General features: G+C 63.4%; 21 protein-coding genes. 6 read left to right on the top strand and 15 right to left on the bottom strand.

Features of this window, described 5'->3' with window-relative positions; genetic code table 11:
• Positions 1–4: 4 nt before the first annotated feature.
• The gene (locus HMPREF3147_RS07420) at positions 5–658 is read right to left on the bottom strand and encodes an AMIN-like domain-containing (lipo)protein (RefSeq protein WP_070446467.1); all 654 of its coding nucleotides are present in this window, start codon (positions 656–658) and stop codon (positions 5–7) included.
• Between the two features lie 98 nt (positions 659–756).
• Between HMPREF3147_RS07420 and HMPREF3147_RS07415 the strand changes: the two genes are divergently transcribed.
• Positions 757–1626 (top strand): sucrase ferredoxin, encoded by an 870-nt coding sequence (locus tag HMPREF3147_RS07415; protein ID WP_070446465.1) that lies wholly within the window; start codon positions 757–759, stop codon positions 1624–1626.
• A gap of 93 nt (positions 1627–1719) precedes the next feature.
• Here the strand turns inward: HMPREF3147_RS07415 and HMPREF3147_RS07410 are convergent, their stop codons facing one another.
• The 4 genes from HMPREF3147_RS07410 to HMPREF3147_RS07395 all read right to left on the bottom strand — a co-directional run bounded on the left by HMPREF3147_RS07410 (position 1720) and on the right by HMPREF3147_RS07395 (position 5382).
• Positions 1720–2400 (bottom strand): methionine ABC transporter permease, encoded by a 681-nt coding sequence (locus tag HMPREF3147_RS07410; RefSeq protein ID WP_070446463.1) that lies wholly within the window; start codon positions 2398–2400, stop codon positions 1720–1722.
• On the bottom strand, positions 2397–3440 hold the full coding sequence (locus HMPREF3147_RS07405) for a methionine ABC transporter ATP-binding protein (RefSeq protein WP_070446461.1): 1044 nt from the start codon (positions 3438–3440) through the stop codon (positions 2397–2399). The genes HMPREF3147_RS07410 and HMPREF3147_RS07405 overlap by 4 nt, the downstream gene beginning before the upstream one ends.
• Before the next feature lie 106 nt (positions 3441–3546).
• On the bottom strand, positions 3547–4449 hold the full coding sequence (locus tag HMPREF3147_RS07400) for a MetQ/NlpA family ABC transporter substrate-binding protein (protein ID WP_070446459.1): 903 nt from the start codon (positions 4447–4449) through the stop codon (positions 3547–3549).
• Positions 4450–4482: 33 nt separating this feature from the next.
• Positions 4483–5382 (bottom strand): MetQ/NlpA family ABC transporter substrate-binding protein, encoded by a 900-nt coding sequence (locus HMPREF3147_RS07395; RefSeq protein ID WP_070446457.1) that lies wholly within the window; start codon positions 5380–5382, stop codon positions 4483–4485.
• Positions 5383–5545: 163 nt separating this feature from the next.
• Between HMPREF3147_RS07395 and HMPREF3147_RS07390 the strand changes: the two genes are divergently transcribed.
• On the top strand, positions 5546–8683 hold the full coding sequence (locus HMPREF3147_RS07390) for an error-prone DNA polymerase (protein WP_070446455.1): 3138 nt from the start codon (positions 5546–5548) through the stop codon (positions 8681–8683).
• A gap of 5 nt (positions 8684–8688) precedes the next feature.
• Here the strand turns inward: HMPREF3147_RS07390 and HMPREF3147_RS07385 are convergent, their stop codons facing one another.
• The 3 genes from HMPREF3147_RS07385 to HMPREF3147_RS07380 are packed head-to-tail and all read right to left on the bottom strand — an operon-like array spanning position 8689 to position 9426.
• Positions 8689–9033: a hypothetical protein gene (locus HMPREF3147_RS07385; RefSeq protein ID WP_246815747.1), complete on the bottom strand. Its 345-nt coding sequence runs from the start codon at positions 9031–9033 to the stop codon at positions 8689–8691.
• Between the two features lie 2 nt (positions 9034–9035).
• The gene (locus HMPREF3147_RS13085) at positions 9036–9158 is read right to left on the bottom strand and encodes a hypothetical protein (RefSeq protein WP_256364858.1); all 123 of its coding nucleotides are present in this window, start codon (positions 9156–9158) and stop codon (positions 9036–9038) included.
• A gap of 7 nt (positions 9159–9165) precedes the next feature.
• Entirely contained in the window at positions 9166–9426 is a 261-nt protein-coding gene (locus HMPREF3147_RS07380; protein WP_070446452.1) for a helix-turn-helix transcriptional regulator, read from the bottom strand.
• A 58-nt stretch (positions 9427–9484) separates the two neighbouring features.
• Between HMPREF3147_RS07380 and HMPREF3147_RS07375 the strand changes: the two genes are divergently transcribed.
• Both HMPREF3147_RS07375 and HMPREF3147_RS07370 read left to right on the top strand, forming a co-directional pair.
• Complete coding sequence (locus tag HMPREF3147_RS07375; protein ID WP_070446450.1) at positions 9485–9934, top strand: PH domain-containing protein; 450 nt, start codon at positions 9485–9487, stop codon at positions 9932–9934.
• Entirely contained in the window at positions 9931–11445 is a 1515-nt protein-coding gene (locus HMPREF3147_RS07370) for a PH domain-containing protein (RefSeq protein WP_246815746.1), read from the top strand. Before HMPREF3147_RS07375 ends, HMPREF3147_RS07370 begins: the two co-directional genes overlap by 4 nt.
• Here HMPREF3147_RS07370 and HMPREF3147_RS07365 read toward each other — a convergent pair.
• The 5 genes from HMPREF3147_RS07365 to HMPREF3147_RS07345 form a co-directional block, all read right to left on the bottom strand.
• Positions 11423–11686 (bottom strand): hypothetical protein, encoded by a 264-nt coding sequence (locus HMPREF3147_RS07365; protein WP_070446448.1) that lies wholly within the window; start codon positions 11684–11686, stop codon positions 11423–11425. The two genes, HMPREF3147_RS07370 and HMPREF3147_RS07365, sit on opposite strands and share 23 nt — an antisense overlap.
• Positions 11686–13620 carry a ferrous iron transport protein B gene (gene feoB, locus HMPREF3147_RS07360; protein ID WP_070446446.1) on the bottom strand — a complete coding sequence of 645 codons (1935 nt, stop codon included), beginning with the start codon at positions 13618–13620 and terminating at the stop codon, positions 11686–11688. Before feoB ends, HMPREF3147_RS07365 begins: the two co-directional genes overlap by 1 nt.
• Positions 13621–13623: 3 nt before the next feature.
• A complete protein-coding gene (locus HMPREF3147_RS07355; protein WP_070446445.1) occupies positions 13624–13872 on the bottom strand; it encodes a FeoA family protein in 249 nt (82 codons plus the stop codon).
• Between the two features lie 108 nt (positions 13873–13980).
• Positions 13981–15852, bottom strand: a complete 1872-nt coding sequence (locus HMPREF3147_RS07350; RefSeq protein WP_070446443.1) for a pyruvate kinase — start codon at positions 15850–15852, stop codon at positions 13981–13983.
• A 47-nt stretch (positions 15853–15899) separates the two neighbouring features.
• A complete protein-coding gene (locus tag HMPREF3147_RS07345; protein ID WP_070446441.1) occupies positions 15900–16370 on the bottom strand; it encodes a tRNA (cytidine(34)-2'-O)-methyltransferase in 471 nt (156 codons plus the stop codon).
• Between the two features lie 24 nt (positions 16371–16394).
• Here HMPREF3147_RS07345 and HMPREF3147_RS07340 point away from each other — a divergent pair, with 24 nt between their 5' ends.
• A complete protein-coding gene (locus HMPREF3147_RS07340) occupies positions 16395–17249 on the top strand; it encodes a bifunctional methylenetetrahydrofolate dehydrogenase/methenyltetrahydrofolate cyclohydrolase (RefSeq protein WP_070446440.1) in 855 nt (284 codons plus the stop codon).
• A 217-nt stretch (positions 17250–17466) separates the two neighbouring features.
• A complete protein-coding gene (locus HMPREF3147_RS07335; protein ID WP_070446599.1) occupies positions 17467–17790 on the top strand; it encodes a DUF3017 domain-containing protein in 324 nt (107 codons plus the stop codon).
• 50 nt (positions 17791–17840) lie between these two features.
• Here the strand turns inward: HMPREF3147_RS07335 and HMPREF3147_RS07330 are convergent, their stop codons facing one another.
• Positions 17841–19040, bottom strand: coding sequence for a homoserine O-acetyltransferase MetX (locus HMPREF3147_RS07330; RefSeq protein ID WP_236659323.1), 1200 nt, complete (start codon positions 19038–19040; stop codon positions 17841–17843).
• Positions 18988–20307: an O-acetylhomoserine/O-acetylserine sulfhydrylase gene (locus HMPREF3147_RS07325; protein WP_070446438.1), complete on the bottom strand. Its 1320-nt coding sequence runs from the start codon at positions 20305–20307 to the stop codon at positions 18988–18990. The genes HMPREF3147_RS07330 and HMPREF3147_RS07325 overlap by 53 nt, the downstream gene beginning before the upstream one ends.
• Positions 20308–20315: the final 8 nt, after the last annotated feature.

The following is a 20315-nucleotide window of genomic DNA, read 5'->3' as shown; positions in this document are numbered from 1 at the left end:
CTGTTTAGTTCAGGATGTCGATAACCAGGCGCGTCGGTGCCTTGAGCACCTGAACCGAGTATGGGTGGCGCCCATCAAGCCCGATGACAAACTGCGAGCGGGCCTCGAAGGTGCCGCTGCTGACCACCTGGGTCACCAGCCCGCCGGCGCCCTTCACGGTACCGATATTCGGGTCTTCCATATCAAGTTGGAAAGGGTAGGCGGTGCCGTCGATGCTGACGTCGAGCGCGGTGGAACCGTTGTAAGCAATCGGGTTGCCGGATCCCTGCTGGGCGGGGGAATCGGTGTAATCGATGAACCAGCCCGGTGAACCGTCTCCGACAAACTCGAAGACCACGCGGTCAAAACCTTCATGCTTGCCCACGCGGACATCGGTCACCACCAGTTCCGAGGGAGCTGGTGGACGGAGGGTTTTCATCTCCATGTTGGCGTCGCCCAGCGGGGTCAGCCCAGCCGGTGCGGCGGGGGAGGGGGCAGTGGGAGTAACGGTAGCCGTGGAGGTGGAGGCGCCGGACAGGGTGGCGTCGAGAGTCTTCGTGGGGCCGTCGGAGCTGCCGTCCGGAGCGGAAGACGGAGCGCATCCCTGAAGCGCGAGTGCACCCGAGACAACGAGTGCGGCCACTGGGGCGGCTGTGCGCAAGAGGTTATGTTTCGGCATGACTCCGAGCGTAGTGGCACTACGGGGAATTATATGCATCGAGCTAAGCATCGTAACCACATTGTTGTGAAGAAAGTGATGCCAGTTAAGATGGAGCCATGACCTTCTGCTCCGACGTCCAGGTCGAGCCCCTGGCCGGTACCGCAAAACAAGAATCTGTGTACGTCCTCTTTGAGTGGCCCACGGCCTGGTCTCGTGACGTGCTTGACGGGCGTACCTTTGGCCCCGGCTTGACTGCGAAGCTCAAGGCCAAGCTCAAAGGCGTGGCGGGCCTGCAACTCATTCGCCGCCCTGGGCGTGCCGGGCATGAGCGGGGGACGGGTCACTTCCGCTGTTTCGTCGTGTGGGCACGCGAGGGGTTGGTACAGGATTATGTCCTCAACGGCCCGGAGGACATCCTCGATCTGGATCTGGAGCATCCCACTGGCACGTGCCTGCCGCTGGTGCTCGTGTGTACCCACGCCAAGCGCGATGCCTGCTGCGCTATCAAGGGCCGCCCGCTTGCTGCTTCCCTGGCGTGCGAATTTGAGGAGACCGTGTGGGAAACCTCCCACACCAAGGGACACCGTTTCGCACCGTCGGTGCTCCTGATGCCGTGGGGATATTCTTTCGGCCGCCTCAACGTGGACGCTGGCCGCGAGCTCGTGGGCAAGGCTCTGCACGGCGAGTATTTCTACCCCGCCAACCGTGGTTCCGGTCTTCACACTCCCCAAGGCCAGGTAGCGGAGCTTGCAGTAGCACGCCAGCTTCTCGACGCCTCCGAGTCCCTCCACTACGGCGACCTCACCGTCGACGCGGCGGAAACCCCCGCCGCGAAGAATAGCGTCGTTGTGCGCCACCGCGACGGCCGCGCATGGGACGTAGAGCTCGAAGAAAAAGAGGCCTCCGGCGTCGTCTCTTCCTGTGGAGACGAGCCGAAGACCTCTTCCTACTTTGCCGCGTGCCGCGTCGCGCGACGTGGCACGTAGGATAAGGACGCGGCGCATAAGATACGAACGCGGCGCTTAGAGTACGGGCGTGGCACTCTAAACCGCGCCGAGCCATGCGCAGGCGCGACGCGGCTAGCGGCGCATAATCTTGGCCGAGAGCCAGTTGCCGAAGAACTGAGCTGCCTGGACCAGCACAATGATGATGAGGGTGGCCACCACGGTGACCTCCCACTCGAAGGCGCGGTAGCCGTAGACAATGGCGAAGTCACCCAAGCCACCGCCGCCGACGTAGCCCGCCATCGCAGACATATCGACGATGCCGATGAACAGGAAGGTGTAGCCCAGCACCAGCGGGCCGAGTGCTTCCGGAATGATGACCGTGGTGATGATCTTCCACGGCGAAGCACCCATCGCGCGGGCTGCTTCAATCACGCCCGGATCCAGCGCCACGAGGTTCTGCTCGACGATGCGCGCCACCGCGAAGGTAGCCGCGATAACCATGACGAACGTGGCCGGTTCGCGGCCGATGGAGCTGCCCAGCACCGCCACCGTCAGCGGCTGCACAAAGGCCAGCAAGATAATGAACGGAATCGGGCGAATAAAGTTCACCAGGATATTGATGACGAAGTGGATAGGCTTGTTCTGCAGGATGCCGCCTGGGCGCGTGGTGTAGAGCAGGATGCCCAGCACGAGACCGATGATGCCGGCGACCACCAGGGTGGTGGCGACCATGATGAGGGTGTCCTTGATGGCGTCGACAAGCGTGCCGCCCAGTCGATCCCAATTGGCCTGCGCGAGGTAGGTGACGTTCATCGTTGGATCTCCTCAATATCGGTGGTGCGTTGCATGTGTGCGTAGAAATCTTCAATGGCCGCTTCCGGCCCGTTGAGGCGCACGGTGATCTTGCCAAAGGAGTGCTTCTGCAAGGTGGTGATGCCACCGTGGACCACGGCAATAGACACGTCCTTGTCCGCGAGCTTGCCGGCGGCGTCGAAGAAGCCCGACTTTTCCGTCAGGTTGATGGTGAACAGGCGGCCCTCGTGGGCCAGCAGGTCATCGGCCTCAACGACGTCCGGGGTATTGCGCAGCGAGGTGGCCACGAACTTCTCCGCCACCTTGGTCTGCGGATTGGAAAAGACCTCATAGACGCTGCCGGCCTCGATGACGTGGCCGTTTTCCATGACGGCTACCTTGTCGGCGATGGAGCGCACGACGTCCATCTCGTGGGTGATGACCACGATGGTGATGCCGAGGTCGCGGTTGACCTTGCGCAGCAGGTCGAGCACCTCGTGGGTGGTGGTGGGGGCGAGGGCCGAGGTGGCTTCATCCGCCAGCAGCAGGGAAGGGTTATTAGCCAGGGCACGGGCGATGCCGACGCGCTGCTTCTGGCCACCGGAGAGCTGCTCTGGGTAGTTATCGCCCTTGTCCGCCAGGCCGACGAATTCTAGCAGCTCCTGGACGCGCTGTTGACGCTCCTGCTTGTCGACGCCCTGCAGCTTCAGCGGGTACTCAATATTGCCCGCCGCGGTGCGCGAGGACATGAGGTTGAACTGCTGGAAGATCATGCCGATGTTGCGGCGAATGCCCCGCAACTTGGATTCGGGCAGGGGGACGACATCGGTGCCGTCGAGAAGCAGCTGCCCCGAGGTTGGCTTATCCAGTCCGTTGATCATGCGCACCAGCGTGGACTTGCCGGCACCGGAGAAGCCGATGATGCCGATGATCTCACCGGGCTCGACGGTCAAAGAGACATCATCAAGCGCTTTCGTGGTGGTTTTCTTGTTCTTAAAGACTTTGGTGATATTGCGGAATTCAATCCGGGTGCCCCGGTGGGCGCCTTGTTGTTCAGTCACGTGGTTTTCCTTTGTACGTGTCCGTGTAGTGAGCGAGGAGGGAGTAACGGGCAAAATCCCCCGGGTCACGCAACTAAGCGTGAGCGCGGGGGAGGGGGAGATTTGCTTAGCTAGAGGAGGCTTCCTCTTCCAGCCGCTCCAGAATCTCCTGAAGCTCTGCCTGTGGTTTATCCACAAAGATAGTGGTGCCACCCGTGGTGTCTTGCACTGCGGCCTTCACCTCGTCGGAGAGGTAGAGCTCGGCCAGCTTCTTGACCTTCTCGTTGTCCTTGTCCTTTTCCTGCACAGCCCACACGTTGACGTAGGGGTCGAACAGGATCTTCGGGTCGGCGTTGGGGTTTTCCGGGTCGTCGTAAAGCACGGCGTCGGCCGGGTTGATACCCGCACGCTTGAAGAAGGAGTTGGTGATGATGGCGGGCTTGCCTTCGCCGAAGGCGGACGGGGTCTGGGAAGCATCGACCGGGGTGACGCTCACCTTGGATGCGGCCTCGTCGATGTCGGCGGGGTCCGGGGTGAGCTTGCCCTCTTCCTTGAGTACCAGCAAACCGTTGGCAGCCAGCAGGTTGATGGCGCGGCCCTGGTTGGTAGCGTCATTGGGAATGGCGATGTCCTGGCTCTCGATGCCGTCGATGCTGTCGTGGCCCTTCCAGAACAGCGGCATGGGGTAGACCTGCGTGGAGGCCACCGGAACGAGGTTCGTGCCGTTGCCCACGTTGTACTCAGCGAGGAACTTTAAGTGCTGAAACTTGTTGGTATCCGTGCTGCCCTCTGCCAGGGACTGGTTGGGGGTGGCGTAGTCGGTGAAGCTCTTCATCTCGATTTCGATGCCTTCCTCGGCAGCGAGTTCCTTGAGCACGCCCCACTCCGGAAGTTCGGCGTCGGTGGTGCCGACGATGATGGGATCTTCGGCGGTGCCGGCGGCGAAATCGGAGCTTGCAGACGAGCAGGCGACCAAGCTGGTAGCAGCAAGCAGGCTAGCGGCGGCTGCTACGAGACGGCGGATGCGCATGATTCGTCCTTTACTAGTCGGTGGTGGGTTTGTTTAGACCTGCTCTTCGAGGCGGTCCAGGATCTCCTGGAGCTCCTCCTGGGAGCGGTCGACGGCCACGGCGGTGTCGCCGGAGGACTTCAGAACGGCGTCGGTGACCTTCTGGTCCTTCCACAACTCAGCCAGTTCGTGGAGGGTTTCGTTATCGGCGTCGTCGGCGCGCACGGCCCAGACGTTGATGTAAGGCTCAGCCTCGGTGGAGTCCGGGTCATCCTGAGCGACGGCAGACTGCGGGTCAATGCCAGCGCGCTCGAGGAAGGAGTTGTTGATGACAGCCGGCTTGCCCTCGCCATACGCGGCCGGGGTCTGGGCGGCATCCACCGGGGTGACCTTGACCTTGGACTTCTTTTCATCGATGTCCAGCGGGGTGGGGGTCAGCGGGCTACCTTCCTTGAGAGTGACCAGGCCTTCCTGAACCAGCAGGCCGATGGCGCGGCCCTGGTTGGTGGAGTCGTTCGGAATGGCGACTTCCTGGCCCTCGATGTCAGCGAGGTCCTTGTGGTCCTTCCAGTAGATGGCCAGCGGGTAGATCTCGGTGGCGGCCAGCGGGACCAGGTCGGTGCCGTTGCCCTTGTTGTACTCAGCCAGGAACTTCAGGTGCTGGAACTTGTTCGTCGTCAGCTTGCCCTGGTCCAGAGCCTGGTTCGGGGTGTTGTAGTCGGCGAAGTTCTCCAACTTGACGTCGAAACCGGCTTCTTTGGCCAGGTCCTGGAATACGGCCCACTCTTCCATGTTGGCGTCAGTGGTGCCGATGGTGATGGTGGAGTCCTTGGTAATGGCCTCGCCGGATTCCTTGGACTCAGCGGAGTCCGAGGAATCGGAGGAGCAAGCAACCAGGCCGGTTGCAGCGATGACGGCTGCCGAGGTGGCGGCAAGTACGCGACGGATGCTCATGGTGGGTTCTAGTGTCCCTTCTTGGTTTGTGCGGCAAGTCGTGTCACCGCAGGAGTTTGCACTGCAGGAAAAACTAGCAACGATTGAACCGCTTTGTCTATTCAGGGAATTGTTCAACGACAACCTTGACGGGAACCTGTGTTCGAATATACTGTGTGAGGCTATGAGGTTTAATGGGGGCAAGGCGCTGCCATGGTCCCGGGTGGAGAGGATCCTCTCTGGTCGCCCGGGCCCCGTCCCGATCTCGGTAGATCATCTGCCGCAGGCCACGGACGCGCCGAAAGTAGGGCATTCTTCCGTGCCTTTCGCGGAGCTGCACGCGGTAAGTTCCTATAGCTTTCTGCATGGCGCCTCCGAGCCGGAGGGACTTGTGGCGCGCGCCGTCGAGCTGGGCTTGCGGGGGATTGCGCTGGTAGATCGGGATGGATTCTATGGCCTTATGAAGTTTGCGGAGGCTGCCGCCAAGGAGGGTCTGCCCGCGGTCTTTGGTGCGGAGCTTAGCCTCGACCCGGCCCCGCTGACTGTCCTGGCGCGCACACCGGAGGGGTACCGGCGTCTATCCCGGCTCATTGCCCGCGCCCACATGGGGGCGGGGGAGAAGGGGGTCGTGTCCTATCCTTCACTGCCGGAGATTGGTGCGCTGCTGCAGGATGAGTGCCTCTTCCTGGTGGGCTGGGAGTGGTCGGAACATTTCGATCATCTGGTCGATGGAATAAAAATAGACAGCATGGTTTTGGAGTACGCATGTACCCAGCTCCCAGAGGACGCGGACCACCACCTACTGCTGGACTCCTTGCCGGTTCCACGCGCCATCGCTACTGCCCACCCGGCTGCCGCCACGCGGGATCGCGCGCGCTTGGCCGAGGCCAAACAAGCCCTGTCCAGACGCCTCGCGCTTGCCGACGCCTCCCCCAACTCCCACCCCATGGGCTCGTCCTGGCTGCGCTCCGGGGAACAGATGGCGTGCCTGCTGCCTGAGCGCCCCGAGCTGATTGCGGAAACCGTTCGCGTCCTCGAAGAATGCAGTTTTACCTGGGAGGCGCTGGCCCCGAACCTGCCTGACTTCGACGTGCCGGAAGGGCATACCGAGATGTCCTGGCTGGAGCACCTCACCTTCGAGCGCGCGGCAGTTCGCTATGCCACGCGCCCTGAGGAGATTCGGCGCAGGGCGTGGGAGCAGATGCGCTATGAGCTGGGTGTGGTCAAGCAGCTGGGATTTCCCGGCTACTTCCTCATCGTGTGCGATCTGGTGGACTTTTGTAAACGGGAAAACATCCTGTGTCAGGGACGCGGGTCGGCGGCGAATTCGGCGGTGTGCTTCGCGCTGGGGATTACGAATGCGGAGCCGATTTCCGCGGGCCTACTTTTTGAGCGCTTCCTCTCCCCGGACCGTGATGGCCCGCCGGATATCGACATTGATATTGAATCAGGCCGGCGCGAGGAGGTTATCCAGTACGTCTATGCCAAGCATGGCCGTGAGAGGGCGGCGCAGGTGGCCAACGTGATTACGTACCGCCGCAAAGGTGCGTTGCGGGATGCCGCCCGGGCGTTGGGCTACCCGCAAGGCTCGGCCGATGCGTGGTCGAAGGGCGTGGCGCCCGCGCCTTCGGATGTTGAAACCTTGGCTGAGCAGTTCCTGGGCCAGCCGCGCCACCTGGGTATTCACTCCGGCGGCATGGTGTTGTGCGACCGGCCGATTGCGGATGTCGTGCCCGTGGAGTGGGCGCGCATGGAAAACCGCTCGGTTCTGCAGTGGGATAAGGATGATTGCGCCGCAGCTGGGCTGGTGAAGTTCGACCTGCTGGGCCTGGGCATGCTCGAAGCTCTGCACCACATGATGGACTTGGTGGAGGAGAGTACTGGCCGGGTGGTCAACCTGTGGGAGTTGGATCTGGCTGACGTGGAAGTCTATGACATGCTCTGCCGCGCGGATGCGGTGGGCGTGTTCCAGGTGGAATCGCGAGCGCAGCTGAGCACGCTGCCGAGGCTCAAGCCGCGGGTCTTCTTCGACCTTGTAGTGGAGGTCGCGCTCATCCGGCCGGGCCCCATCCAGGGTGGTTCGGTGCACCCTTACCTGCGCCGCCGCGATGGTAAGGAGCCGGTCACCTATGACCACCCGGTGCTAGAGAAGTCCTTAGGCAAGACGTTAGGCATCCCGCTTTTCCAGGAGCAACTCATGCAGATTGCGGTCGACGCCGCCGGGTTCAGCGGTGCGGAGGCGGATGACCTGCGCCGTGCGATGGGTTCAAAGCGCTCGCCGGCCAAGATGGCTGCGCTTAAGCAGCGCTTCTATGAGGGCTTGGAGGAAACCAACGGGATTACCGGGGAAATCGCGGACAAGCTGTGGGCCAAGATCGTGGCCTTCGCCGCCTACGGCTTCCCGGAGTCTCACTCGCAGTCTTTTGCCTCCTTGGTGTACTTTTCGGCGTGGTTTAAGCGCTATTATCCGGCGCAGTTTTGTGTGGGCCTGTTGCGCGCGCAGCCAATGGGTTTCTACTCGCCGCAGTCCCTCATTCAGGATGCGCGCCGCCACGGCGTGGAGGTGCTGCCGGTCAGCGTCAACGAGTCGGGTCGCGAAGCGCGCGTGGTGGTGGGCACGGACGGTGAGGTACGCATTCGCCTGGGCCTTAACCTCATCAAAGGCTTGGGTAATAAAGCCGCTGACCGCATTGAGGCGGCCGCGCCGTTTGCCGACGCCCCCGATCTCTCCCGCCGCGCCGATCTCACCGTCGATCACGTGGAGGCCCTCGCGGTGGCGGGGGCCTTGGATGTCTTTGGGGTGGACCGCCGCCAAGCACTGTGGCAGGCGGGCGTGGCCGCAACAGAACGGGCGGGGATGCTGCCGGGGCTGTCTGCTATCGAGGCGCCGTCCTTGCCGGGGATGAGTGCTTTCGAACTCATGGCGGCGGACGTGGCAAGCACCGGTGTGACCCACAACCAGCAGCCGATGGAGCAGATCCGCGGGCAATTGCAGGCCCGTGGAATTCTGTCGGCGGCGGATCTACCGGCCGTGGAGGATGGCACCCGCGTGCGCATCGCCGGGGTGGTCACGCACCGCCAGCGCCCGCAGACTGCAGGCGGTGTGGTCTTCTTTGGTTTGGAGGATGAGACCGGGTTGATGAACGTGATGGTCTCGCCCGGCCTGTGGGCCCGGGATAAGGTGACGGCTCGGACGGCACCCGCGCTCATCGTGCGCGGTATCGTGCAGAACGCCTCCGGCGCGGTCACCGTTGCCGCGGACCAGCTGGAGCCGCTGGCCTTTGGCGAGGCGCTCTCGCGCGGCTCGCGGGATTTCCGCTAAGCGGTTTACTCCTTGGAGATGAGCTCGTCGCGGTTCATCTTTCCAGCGAGGGAACGCGCCACGGAGAAGGGCAGCCACACCAGCAAAAGCAGGATGAGCTTGAAGTAGAGCAGGGATACGAACACGCCATCCATGATGGGCATGGTTCGCGCACCCCAACTAATGATGCCGGTGAGCAGCAGCAGAATGACAAGTGCGGCGAGGGAGAACTTGAGGCCGTCGTCACGCGCTTCGACGTGCTGCTGCATTTGGTACTCATCGAGTTCCGTCGTGGGAAGGTCAGCGGCGCCAATCGTTCTGCGGAGGCGGGCGGTCAGCAGTGCGGTTAGTAGCGTTCCGAGGGCGGCCACCATCAGTGAGGTGAACAGGTCCCAGAACTGCAGGGGAAGGGAAGGCAGATGAGGAGGGTGGAGAGCTCAGCCAGGGTGGTGTAGCGCTTGCGGGCCTTGACGGAATCGGGAATAGAGGCGGACATGTGTGGCTTATCCCTTTCGGTAGATTTCGGAGGACATAGGAGTGAATTCGGTCCGGGAGAACACGGCTTCCACGGGTAAGTCGAAGACCTCGCAGATGTTGAAAGCAAGATCCAGGCTGGGGGAGTGGTCACCGCGCTCGAGGGCGCCAATGGTTTGGGGGTTGACCCCGATGGCGTCGGCAAGCTGTGCACGCGTCATGTCCCGTTCAACGCGCAGCACGCGTACCCGGTTAAACAGTGGGCGAGTGGGCTTTTTCTTTGGGGACATACACCGCAGTGTTGTATAAGCCCAACGACTTGTCAAGGGTTCGTGTTAAAGTTGCGGCATGAATTCCGTATCCCCGTCACTCACTAAAGCCCGTTACATTTCGCGTTTGAGTTGGGACGTCATTCTTGCTGCCCTGGCGGCCGGGGCGGCGTATTTCTGGTGGGATTGGCTCTATTGGGTCGCCGGCGCGCTCATCGTGTGGGCGCTCTACGAACTCTGGCTCATCCCCGCCCAAGTCAGGAACTTAGGCTGGCAGGAAACCGCCGACGAACTCTTGGTTACGCGCGGCAAAATCTGGCACACCTTCACCGTCGTGCCCTATGGCCGCATCCAATTCGTCGACGTCACCGCCGGCCCTATCGAGCGCGCGATGGGGCTGAAGAAGGTGCAGCTGCACACGGCGTCGCCCAGCAGCGACGCCACCATTCCCGGCCTCCTTGCCGCCGACGCCGACGCCTTGCGCGAGCGCCTCGCCGTCAAGGCCCGCGAGAGGATGAGCGGGCTGTGAAGGACCGCGCGCTTGTCGACGTCGACGGCTACACCCGCGTCCACCGCCTCACCCCGCTGCTGCGCTTTTGGTCGCTGATTCTGGCGCTGCTCGCCATTTTTGCGGTGAACATCAACGCCTCCATGATTTCTGATGTTCTGTCTTACCTGCAGAGCGGGCACTTGGGCGAGATCGGCCGCGGCACTCTGCTGGGTGCCGGCGGCTTCGTGCTCGTGTGCGCGGTGATTTGGCTGATGTCAGGAATCTGGTGGCGCAAGCTGGGCTATAAGCTCACCGAGGATGAAATTGCACTGCGCCACGGCGTTATCTCTACGTCTTTCCGTTCGGCGCGTTATGAGCGAATCCAAGCGGTGGACGTCGTGGAATCCATCATCGCGCGCCTGCTGGGCTTGGCAGCGGTGCGCGTGGAAACGGCCGGTGGCACGTCCTCAGTGATCAAGATTGAATACCTGCCCAAAGCGAAGGCGGAAGAACTACGCGCGGAGTTGCTGCGGCGCACGAATAAAGGTCCTACCAGTGAGCCGGCACCAGAAGCGGAGGAAGCCACCGCCCTGATCCCGGAAATTCCCATTCTGCGCACGATTGCTGCCGAGGCGCTGCGTCTGCCCACGCTCCTCGCGGCCCTCGTTATTGGCGGTTTGCTCTTCATTCCGGGCATGTGGACCGCGCTGTTGCCCATCATCGTGGGTTACGTGGGAAGTGTGTGGGGTTTGGTGGATTCTTCCTGGAAATTCACCGCGCTTCACGACGCCCCCACCAACGCCCTCAACGTCTCCTACGGCCTTGCCGACCGCCGCCGCCAAACTATCCGCATCAGCCGCATCCACGGCGTGCGGGTGAGCCAGCCTTTCCTGTGGCGGCGTTTGGGCTGGTACGAAGTGAATGTGTCGGTGGCCGGCTACGGCGCGAAGGGCAGCGGCAAGCAATCTGGTTCTACGCGCATCCTGCCGGTGGGCACCCGCGAGCAGGCGCTGGAGCTTTTAGAGCTCATCTCCGATCTGGACCGCGCGCAGATTGAGGGTTACGCACGCCCCGAGGGCCACACCCAGCCCACCTATACCTCCCCGCGCCGGGCTACCTGGATTAGCCCCATCGACCGCAAACAGCAGTCGGTGACACTGGTGGATTCCCCGCTTCCCGTGACCATCGTGCACCGCGGCCGCATCAACCGCCGCGTCATGGTGATTGGAACTCCGCACATCCAGGAGCTCACTCTCAAGGTGGGGCCGCTGGGTCACCTTGCAGGCGTGCGCACCGTGCGCTTCGACCTTGTGGCGGGCCCAGTCAAGATGGCTGGCCAGGACCTCACGCCTGCCGACGCCTCCGAGCTCCTCGCCCGCCTGCGCTCCCGCCCCTTGCCATCCCTGGACGCCGTGCTGGAGCAGATCAATGAACCGAACGGCAAACTGCAGAGAGGGCTCCACCAAGACCTACGCAACAAACCGCGTAACAACTCTCGCGACGGTGCGAGCCGTGGGTCGCAGGAGCTTAAGGCCGGCGACGAAGCTTAAGCAGTACCGGACCGCGGGTGCTGCTAGGGCCGGCACACGCCGAGGCCGCCGAACAGGACCCGCATCCGCCTGCGGGACAGGAGTCGAGCGGCTCCATATCGAGGACCCCGCTGGCGGTGAGGTGATCCAGGATGACATCGACCGTCCCGGGCTCCAGCCCTGTCTTCGCCACGAGGCCCACGCGCGAGCGAACTCCGTCCTCGATCGCTTTCTGCACCGCCTGGATGGGGGAGGCAGGCATTAGATAAACACCTTCAACACCTGGAAGGCCGCCACGGCCAGCACCCACGCGGTGGCCAGCTGGACGCCGAAGCCGAAGAACGTCCAGCGCCATCCAATCTCGCGGCGCTGCGCGGCAATCGTGGCCACGCAGGGAGTATAGGCCAGCAGGAAGAGCATGTAGGCCCACACCGCGGCGAGCGGGTGACCGCCGGAAGCCTGCTCGAAGTCAGCCCGCACGTGATCGCTGAGCGCGCTGTGCGACTGCTCTTCCGCGGAGGCATCGGTGACGTCCTCGACCGCGTAGGTCTGTGCCCATGTAGAAATCAGCGCCTCCTTGGCCACGAAACCGGTCACCAGCGGGCCTGCCAGTGACCAAGAATCGAAGCCGGCCGGTGCAAAGGCCGGGGCGATAGCGTGCGCGACCGCGCCATAGGCTGAATCCTCCGGGGCTGGTGGTTCACCCCACGAAGAATCCTGCGCCGCAGCGCCAACCGGGATGGCCATGAGCAGCCACACCACAACCACGGTACTCACGATGATGCCGCCAGCCGTCTGCAAGAAGCCCTTCAGGCGCGTCCACATCACGCTGAGCGCCAAGCGCACCGTGGGTAGCTGATACGTCGGCAGGTCAATAACGAGTGCTTCTTCCGGAACCGCGCGCCACAGAGTCCTGCGCAGGGCTAGCCCCACCAGCACGAGCAGCGCGATGGAAATGACGTACATAATGAACACCACGCTGCCGGCATGCTCCGGGAAGAACGTAGCCGAGAGCATGACGAAGACCACCAAGCGCGCCGAACACGAGGTAAACGGGATGAGCAGCGCGGTCATGATGCGATGCCGCGGGCTGCCCAGCACACGGGTGGCCGAAATCGCTGGCACGTTGCAGCCGAAGCCCACAACAATGGGGATGAACGCCTTGCCCGGCAGGCCGATGGCCCGCATAAGGCGATCCGTGACCACCGCCGCACGCGCCATATAGCCGGAATCCTCCAACACCGCCAAACACAAGAACATTAGCGCCATGAGTGGGGCGAAGGTGAGGACCATGCCGACGCCGCCGATGAGGCCGTCGACAAGCAGGCCCATCACGAGGGGGTGGCCTAAGCCGATGGTTTCTAGCCCCGCCCGCGCCCAGTCGCTCAACGGGCCGGAGACCAGCGCCTCCAAGCCATCCTGCAGGGGAGCGGCCACGGTGGTGGTGATCTGGAAGACCGCCCACATCACGGCCAAGAACAGCAACGGCCCGGCTACCGGGTGAAGGGCTACCGCATCGAGGCGGTGGGAGAGGGGCGTGGCGTGCTCGACCTCGCTCACCGAGGCCTTTGCGGCGGCGTCGAGCTCGGCGAAGCGGTCCTCCAAACCAGCATTCTCGCGCAGCTGCACGGGCTCAGTTGCCAAAGACTCCATTACAACCTCGCGCAGCTTCTCGACGCCCTCCCTCCTACGCCCATCAACCTCCACCACCGGGATGGAGGTGGCCTCGGCCAACGCAGAGGCGTCGACGACCTGTCCCTGGTTGAGCGCCACGTCGGTCTTCGTCAGCGCGATGATGAGGCGGTAGGGCTGCTCCGCCAACTGGAGGGCGACGTTGAGGCCGCGCGCGACGGCGCTGGCATCGACGACCACGACGACGGCGTCGGGGCGCTCATCTGCGGGGCAATCGATGAGCATGGCGCGGGTGAGCGCCTCATCGGGGCTGAGCGGGTCGAGCGAGTAGGTGCCGGGGAAGTCGATGAGATCGGCGGTGGATTCACCCAGCTTCCAGGCGCCGCGGCTGACCTCAACCGTAGTTCCCGGCCAATTGCCGGTCTGCGCCTTCGCACCGGTCAGGGCATTAAAGAGCGTGGACTTGCCGGAATTCGGGGAGCCGACGAGTGCGATGATGGGTGCTCCGGCAGGGGCGACCGCGCCGCCCGGATTGCCGTGACAGCTGGGTTTCGTGGTGGCCATGGTTTAGACCTCGATGGCTTGCAGTGTTGCCTTGTCGATGGCGTAGCGGCAGCTGCCCACCGACACCACCCGCGCGCCGCCGGCGACGCGCGGGCCCATGGTCAACGTGGCGCCGGGGCGGATTCCCAGCTCGCCGAGGCGCAGCGCTAGCGCGGCGTCACAGGTGCAGGAAATGCACTCTTTCCCCAAGGTGATGGTGCATCCCATGGGGATAGCGTCGGCGGTTTGCCGTGGGCACCCAGACAACTTCACGGTGAGCTCTCTTCCTCTAAAGCATTACCGTTATAGGTTACCCTAAGTAAATATAGGTCTATCTAGTTTTTGCCGCTTTCGGTTAGGTGATTCTCACCACGCGGCGCATTAAGCGTTTGGAGTGGACCAGCTGCTCACCTGGCGTAGTCGCTGGCGATTCTTCAGTCGTGATTGGCCCAGCTTGCGGGACATGCGGTCCAGAATCTGGATGGCCTCCGTGATGTGCGGGCCTTTGTTGAGCATGACGCACTCCGCGCGCAGCGCATAGCCAGCGTCCGTGATTTCCGCGCGGGAGGGAAGCCCGGTCTTGGCCAGGGTCTCCAGAACTTGGGTGGCCATGATGACTGGGATATGAGCCGCCTCCGCGACCTTCATGATGCGCCCCGGCACCTGGACCATCTGCTCAAATCCCAGCTCCACAGCCAAGTCGCCACGCGCAATCATGATGCCGAACTTGGCATGCCGCATGCCCTCCAGCAGCACGCTTCCCAGCTGCTCATAGGCGGGAACCGTCTCAATCTTGAGCACGATGCCCAGGTCACGCACACGCTGTGCCATCTCTTCCGAGTCCTGCTCAGCGGCAATCGCCTCGAGTGTGTCGTAGAGGAAGGACACATCAGAGGGCGTGCGGATGAAGGAGACCGCTGCGATATCGCAGTGCGTGGCCACAAAACGCAGCGCCTCGATGTCCTCCTCGGTGAGGCTGGGCAGCGGGACGTCAGTATCCGGCACATTGATTCCCTTATATGCCGCCAGGTTGGTGCCGGTAGGCCCGGCATGCTCCACGGTGATGACGGCCTCGCGCGCCGCACCATTCACCCGCACTTCGCGGACACGACCGGAGATGGCGCCGTCATCGAAAATCACCCGGTCGCCCACCTCGAGCGCACCGACCACCCCCGGCAGCGTACACCCAATAGTGGTCACCTCACCCTCCGCGATGCGCGCCGGCTCCTGCGAAGTGCTGAGCACCAACTCCTCGCCGCGGTGCAGGCGAATCTTTTGCTCGAGGGGCGGAACCCCATGCACCCGGGTGATCTCCCCGCCGTGGTTGAGCACCGTCCCTTCGGCGAGGTAGCAGTTGCGCTCCCCGTGCAGAACGGCCACGCCTGCCTCTACGCTCTCCACGGTGAACACACGCGAGCGCCCGCGCGCTTCGGTGAAGCGGACCTCGCTGCCGGGCTGAAGCCCTGCTAGCCACTTACCTTCTACCTCTAGCGCTACCGCTGGGCGTGCCGCGCTTGGCGACGCCTCCCCCGCCACCCCGTGGGCGCGGGCGGTGGAGGGGGCGTCGTGAAGCACGAGCGTTGCCGGACTCAGCAGTTCGCCTGCTGCGGTGCGCTCGCCGCGCACGCGGATGACCTGCGGGCCCGGCTCGATGGTGCCGGTGCGGACCTTGGGGCCAGCAATATCGCAGGAAATCAGAATCTCGCGCCCCACCTCTTGAGCGGCGCGGTGGACGTGCTCCACCATCTTCTCCCACGCCGCCTGGTCATCGTGGGCGCAGTTGATGCGGGCTAATTCCATACCCGCGCGGGCGAAACCGAGGACCAGCTCATAATCCTCCGCAGCCTCGGTGGGAAGAGTCACCATGATGCGCGCGTGCGTGTCCTCCTGGGTAGGACCGAGGAGGGCCTCGGTGTTGGCGTCGAGGATATCGTCGGCGTCTGCATACGCCGAGGCGATGGGCTGCACGGGGTAGGTCGGCGCCTGGCCGTCGAAGGCATCAATCACATTGCGAGCGGCGTGGAGGCGCTCTAGCACCGCGGGCTCCGGGTGGCTCAGGCTCGTAGCACCCAAGGCCGTGAGGCCTTCCTGCAGTTCGACGGCGTCCTGGGAACGCAATTCCATATAACGCACGAGGTTGACCGCGCCGGGGCGGTGGACGGGATCCACGCGCGCTATCTGCGCGGCGTGGGCGGCAGACGAAGCTTCGACGCGGGTAATGAGGGAATCAAGCAGTGGGCGCAGGCTAGGCACGGTGTCTCCTTCGATGTGAAAGTCCACCCATATTGTGCCGCGACTTGTTAGACCGCGCCACGGAAGCCGAGCTGGCGCCAAGCCTCATACACGGCAGTTGAGGCCGCGTTGGAGAGATTCATCGAACGTCGTGCCGGCATCATTGGGATCCGCACGCGCTCCGTTACCCGGGGGTGGAAGGCATGCTCCTCCGGCAGGCCGGTCGGCTCGGTGCCGAAGAGGAGGACATCGCCTTCTTGGTACTCCACGTCGGTAAACCACTTATCAGTGTGGGTGGTGAACGCGAAAACGCGCGCGCCGGGCAGGGCCTCCATGCAGGCATCGAAATCTTTGTGGATCTTGAGGTCTGCCAGGTCGTGGTAGTCCAAGCCTGCGCGCTTGAGGTGCTTGTCCTCGAAGTTGAAGCCGAGCGGCTCGATGAGGTGCAGGCTCGCGCCCGTGACGGCGGCGGTGCGGATAGCGTTGCCGGTGTTGGTGGGGATCACGGGGATGTCGAAGACAATGTGCAAGCTGCTCATAGGCATCAGTCTAGGATGGTGTGCATGAGCGCTACCAAACTAGATGGCAACCTGTACCGCGACGAGATTTTCGAGGACCTAGCCCAGCGCGTGGCCGCCCTCAAGGAGAAGGGGATTACCCCGGGCCTAGCCACAGTCCTGGTGGGCGATGATCCGGGTTCGCATTCCTACGTGAAGATGAAGCACCGCGACTGCGAGAAGCTCGGGATCAACTCGATTCGCAAGGATCTGCCTGGCGACGTCTCCCAGGAGGAGCTGGAGCGCGTCATCTCAGAGCTCAACAATGATGACGCCTGCACCGGCTACATCGTGCAGCTGCCCTTGCCGAAGCACCTGGATGAAAACCGCGTGCTGGAGCTCATCGACCCAGCCAAGGATGCCGATGGTCTGCACCCGATCAACCTGGGCAAGCTGGTGCTCAACGAGGAAGCGCCGCTGCCGTGCACGCCGAATGGCTGCATCCACCTGCTGCGCCGCTTTGGGGTAGAGCTCGATGGCGCGAAGGTCGTGGTCATTGGCCGCGGTGTGACCGTGGGCCGCCCGATCGGCCTGATGCTCACCCGCCGCACCGAGAACTCCACGGTGACGCTGTGTCATACCGGCACCAAGGACCTCGCCGCAGAAACCCGTGAGGCCGATGTCATTATCGCGGCCGCAGGCAAGGCGCACATGCTCACCGCCGATATGGTCAAGGAAGGCGCTGCGGTTCTCGACGTCGGCGTATCCCGCGTCGACGGCAAACTCGCCGGCGATGTGGCTGAGGACGTCTGGGAGAAGGCTGGCTACGTCTCCCCGAACCCGGGTGGCGTGGGTCCGCTGACCCGTGCGTTCCTGGTCAGCAATATCGTCGAGCGCGCCGAAAAGCTCGCCGCTGAATAACGTTCACTATAAGAACGTGCACTGTAAACGCACGTCTAACTTGAGCATGTGAGTAGCAAGAATGACGGATCAACCTGCACAGTCACAGGCGACCCCGCAGCGCCAAGCGCGACGAGTTCCCCGGCCCTCGGCTCAGGGCCGAGCCCATGCGCAGGCTGAAGGCCAAGCCCCCAGCCGCGTGCGCAACCGTGGAGCCAACCAGGCCCGCGGGAAAGCTGTGCCGCCGGTATCCCTGTCCAATCCCCACGACGCGCACCTGAAACCTTCGGCGCTGCCGCCGGCGGTGCAGTGGGTGGCCATTGGACTGTTCGTGGTGGCGGTTGTGGTGTCGGGGATTTATGCGCTTTCTGAGCACTGGCGGCGTGCCACCATGCTTCTGGGAGGGGCACTTATGTGGCTTACGGTGGTGCGCCTGACGTGTGATTCCTCGCGAGTCGGCGTGCTCGCGGTCCGCTCCCGGCGCTTCGATGCCTGGTTTACCGGCATCTTGGGCGCGGCGATGGCGTTCTTGGCTTTTTCCATTGACGCGCTGGGATCGTGACGCGCTGGGATCGTGATGCGTGTGGATCCTGAAAAGAGCCACACGGCTCTTTAGATATAGTATTCGTCGCCGACGTAGGCAGGGCCCACATCGAGGCCATTCGGAGCGGAGAGCAACAAGAAGTTGCGCAGGATGCGATTCATCTGCCGAGTCTCCGTTAAGAAGGCGTCGTGCCCTACGGGCGAGACAATCTTGGCCATCGCCAGCAGGTGGTTAACGTTGCGGGAGATGTGCTCCTGTTGGTGATAGGGGTAGAGGATATCGGTGTCCACGCCCACGACCATCGTCGGCACTTGCGATGCCGCCAGTGCTTTGATGAGCCCACCGCGTCCGCGGCCGACGTCGTGCCGGTTCAACGCCTCCGTGAGCACCACATAGGAACCTGCATCGAAGCGCTCGGTGAGTTTCGCCCCCTGGTAATCCAGGTAGGAGTTCACCGCGAAACGCTGGTTGAGCTCTCGGTGCGGGCCCAAAGGGTTTTCGCCCTGCTGTGGCTGGGCACCAAAGCGTTCATCGATCTCCTGCTCGCCGCGATACGTCAGGTGCGCAATGCGGCGCGCCGCCGCCAGACCATCCCGCGGCGACTTATCGGTGAGGTAGTAATTTCCGCCGTGCCAGAACGGGTCGCGCTCAATGGCGGAAATCTGCGCCGATTGGATACCAATCTGCCACCCCGAAGCCCGAGCCGATACCGCAATCACGCACACCGCCGACACGCTTTCCGGGTGCAACAAGCTCCATTCCAAAGTCCGCGCACCACCCATCGAGCCGCCGAGCACCGCATGCACACGCGAAATACCCAACTGCTTCAGGCAGTCGTGCTCGGCCTCCACCAAGTCCCGAATCGACAGCGCCGGGAAGCGCCCGCCCCACGGCTTGCCATCCGGGTGCAACGATTTCGGCCCCGTCGATCCGTTGCAGCCGCCGAGCGCATTGGTGGCGATAACGCACCAGCGCGTCGTATCTAGGGCCTTGCCGGGGCCGACCAGGTCGGACCACCAATCCACCACGTTGGAATCACCGGTCAGCGCGTGCTCAACCACCAAGACGTTGTTGACGCCGTCGGGGTCGCCGGCGAAAGCACCCCAGCGTTGGTAGGCCACGTGGGCGTCGGCAAGCACGGCGCCTGCTTCCGTGGTGAAGTCACCGATGGGGACGACGGCGAGCTCGCCTTCGGGCGCGAGTTCCGGAATCGGGCTAACCAATGGCCGCGAACCCACGCTCGAGGTCGGCGATGATGTCGTTGACATCCTCGATGCCCACCGACAGGCGCACCGTGGCCTGGGTAATGCCCGCGGCCTTGAGAGCGGCCTCGTCGGACTGGGAGTGCGTGGTGGTCGCCGGGTGCACCACCAGCGAGCGGGTATCGCCGATGTTGGCCAGGTTGGAGTGCAGCTTCAGCGCATCGATGAACGCCCAGGCCTCCTCGCGGCCGCCGTCGATGTCGAAGGAGAGCACGGAGCCGGTGTAGTCGTAGCTCAACTTCTCCTTGACCTGCTTGTACGGGGAGGAGTCCAGGCCGGCGTAGTTGACGGTGGTGACCTTGGCGTGGGACTCCAAGTACTCGGCCACGGCCTGAGCGTTGGCATTGTGCTTCTCGACGCGCAACTGCAACGTCTCAATACCATTCAGCGTCAGCCAGGCGTTGAAGGGGGAGATGGCGGCACCCGTATCGCGCAACAGGCCCGCGCGCGCCTTGACAGCGAAGGCTGGTGCGCCCAGGTCGGCGTACTTGAGGCCGTGGTAAGCCTCGTCTGGGGTAACGAAGTAGGGGAAGACCGGCTCGCCGTCGCGCTCGACGGTCCAATCGAAGGAGCCGCCATCGATGATGGCACCGCCGATGGCGGAGCCGTTGCCGCTGTAGAACTTGGTGGTGGAGACGACGACGATATCCGCGCCCAGCTCCAGCGGGCGGGCGAGTGCGCCGGTGGCGATGGTGTTGTCCACGATGAGCGGGACTTGGTTGTTGTGGGCTACCTCGGCGATGGCGGGGATGTCGAGGACATCGGCGACCGGATTGCCGAAGGTTTCGCCGTAGAAGGCCTTGGTGTTCGGTTGGACGGCGTCCTGCCAGGAGGCTGGGTCATCCGGGTTCTCGACGAGGGTGACGTCGATGCCGAGGCGCTTCAAGGTGACGGTAAACAGCGTGGAGGTGCCGCCGTAGAGGCGCGGGGAAGTAACAATGTGGTCGCCGGCGGAGGCCAGGTTCAAAATGGCGGCGGTCTCGGCGGCCTGGCCGGAGGCGAAAGCTACGGCGGCGACGCCGCCCTCGAGGGAAGCGAGGCGCTCCTCGAGCGCATCCTGCGTGGGGTTGGTCAGGCGGGTATAAATCGGGCCGGCATCCGAGAGGTTAAAGCGGTTGGCGGCGTGCTCGGCGTCGTTGAAGACGTAGGACGTGGTCTGGTAAATCGGCACGTTGCGTGCGTTGGTGGAGCCGTCCAGGTTCTGGCCGGCGTGGAGGGCGCGGGTCGCGAACGACCACTCGTTGACTGCGGAATTATCGTATTTGGTGCTCATGTCACAAA

Origin of the sequence: Corynebacterium sp. HMSC05D03, assembly GCF_001807205.1 — a bacterium.
Lineage (GTDB): Bacteria > Actinomycetota > Actinomycetes > Mycobacteriales > Mycobacteriaceae > Corynebacterium > Corynebacterium aurimucosum.
This window is presented reverse-complemented; position numbering and strand designations above follow the sequence as displayed.

Coding starts and splice junctions, on each gene's coding strand:
- HMPREF3147_RS07420 (WP_070446467.1), bottom strand. CDS start 658: ATGCCGAAACATAACCTCTTGCGCACAGCCGCCCCAGTGGCCGCACTC.
- HMPREF3147_RS07380 (WP_070446452.1), bottom strand. CDS start 9,426: ATGTCCCCAAAGAAAAAGCCCACTCGCCCACTGTTTAACCGGGTACGC.
- HMPREF3147_RS07365 (WP_070446448.1), bottom strand. CDS start 11,686: ATGCCTGCCTCCCCCATCCAGGCGGTGCAGAAAGCGATCGAGGACGGA.
- HMPREF3147_RS07390 (WP_070446455.1), top strand. CDS start 5,546: ATGAGGTTTAATGGGGGCAAGGCGCTGCCATGGTCCCGGGTGGAGAGG.
- HMPREF3147_RS07375 (WP_070446450.1), top strand. CDS start 9,485: ATGAATTCCGTATCCCCGTCACTCACTAAAGCCCGTTACATTTCGCGT.
- HMPREF3147_RS07330 (WP_236659323.1), bottom strand. CDS start 19,040: ATGTCAACGACATCATCGCCGACCTCGAGCGTGGGTTCGCGGCCATTG.
- HMPREF3147_RS13085 (WP_256364858.1), bottom strand. CDS start 9,158: ATGTCCGCCTCTATTCCCGATTCCGTCAAGGCCCGCAAGCGCTACACC.
- HMPREF3147_RS07415 (WP_070446465.1), top strand. CDS start 757: ATGACCTTCTGCTCCGACGTCCAGGTCGAGCCCCTGGCCGGTACCGCA.
- HMPREF3147_RS07395 (WP_070446457.1), bottom strand. CDS start 5,382: ATGAGCATCCGTCGCGTACTTGCCGCCACCTCGGCAGCCGTCATCGCT.
- HMPREF3147_RS07410 (WP_070446463.1), bottom strand. CDS start 2,400: ATGAACGTCACCTACCTCGCGCAGGCCAATTGGGATCGACTGGGCGGC.
- HMPREF3147_RS07340 (WP_070446440.1), top strand. CDS start 16,395: ATGAGCGCTACCAAACTAGATGGCAACCTGTACCGCGACGAGATTTTC.
- HMPREF3147_RS07325 (WP_070446438.1), bottom strand. CDS start 20,307: ATGAGCACCAAATACGATAATTCCGCAGTCAACGAGTGGTCGTTCGCG.
- HMPREF3147_RS07345 (WP_070446441.1), bottom strand. CDS start 16,370: ATGAGCAGCTTGCACATTGTCTTCGACATCCCCGTGATCCCCACCAAC.
- feoB (WP_070446446.1), bottom strand. CDS start 13,620: ATGGCCACCACGAAACCCAGCTGTCACGGCAATCCGGGCGGCGCGGTC.
- HMPREF3147_RS07400 (WP_070446459.1), bottom strand. CDS start 4,449: ATGCGCATCCGCCGTCTCGTAGCAGCCGCCGCTAGCCTGCTTGCTGCT.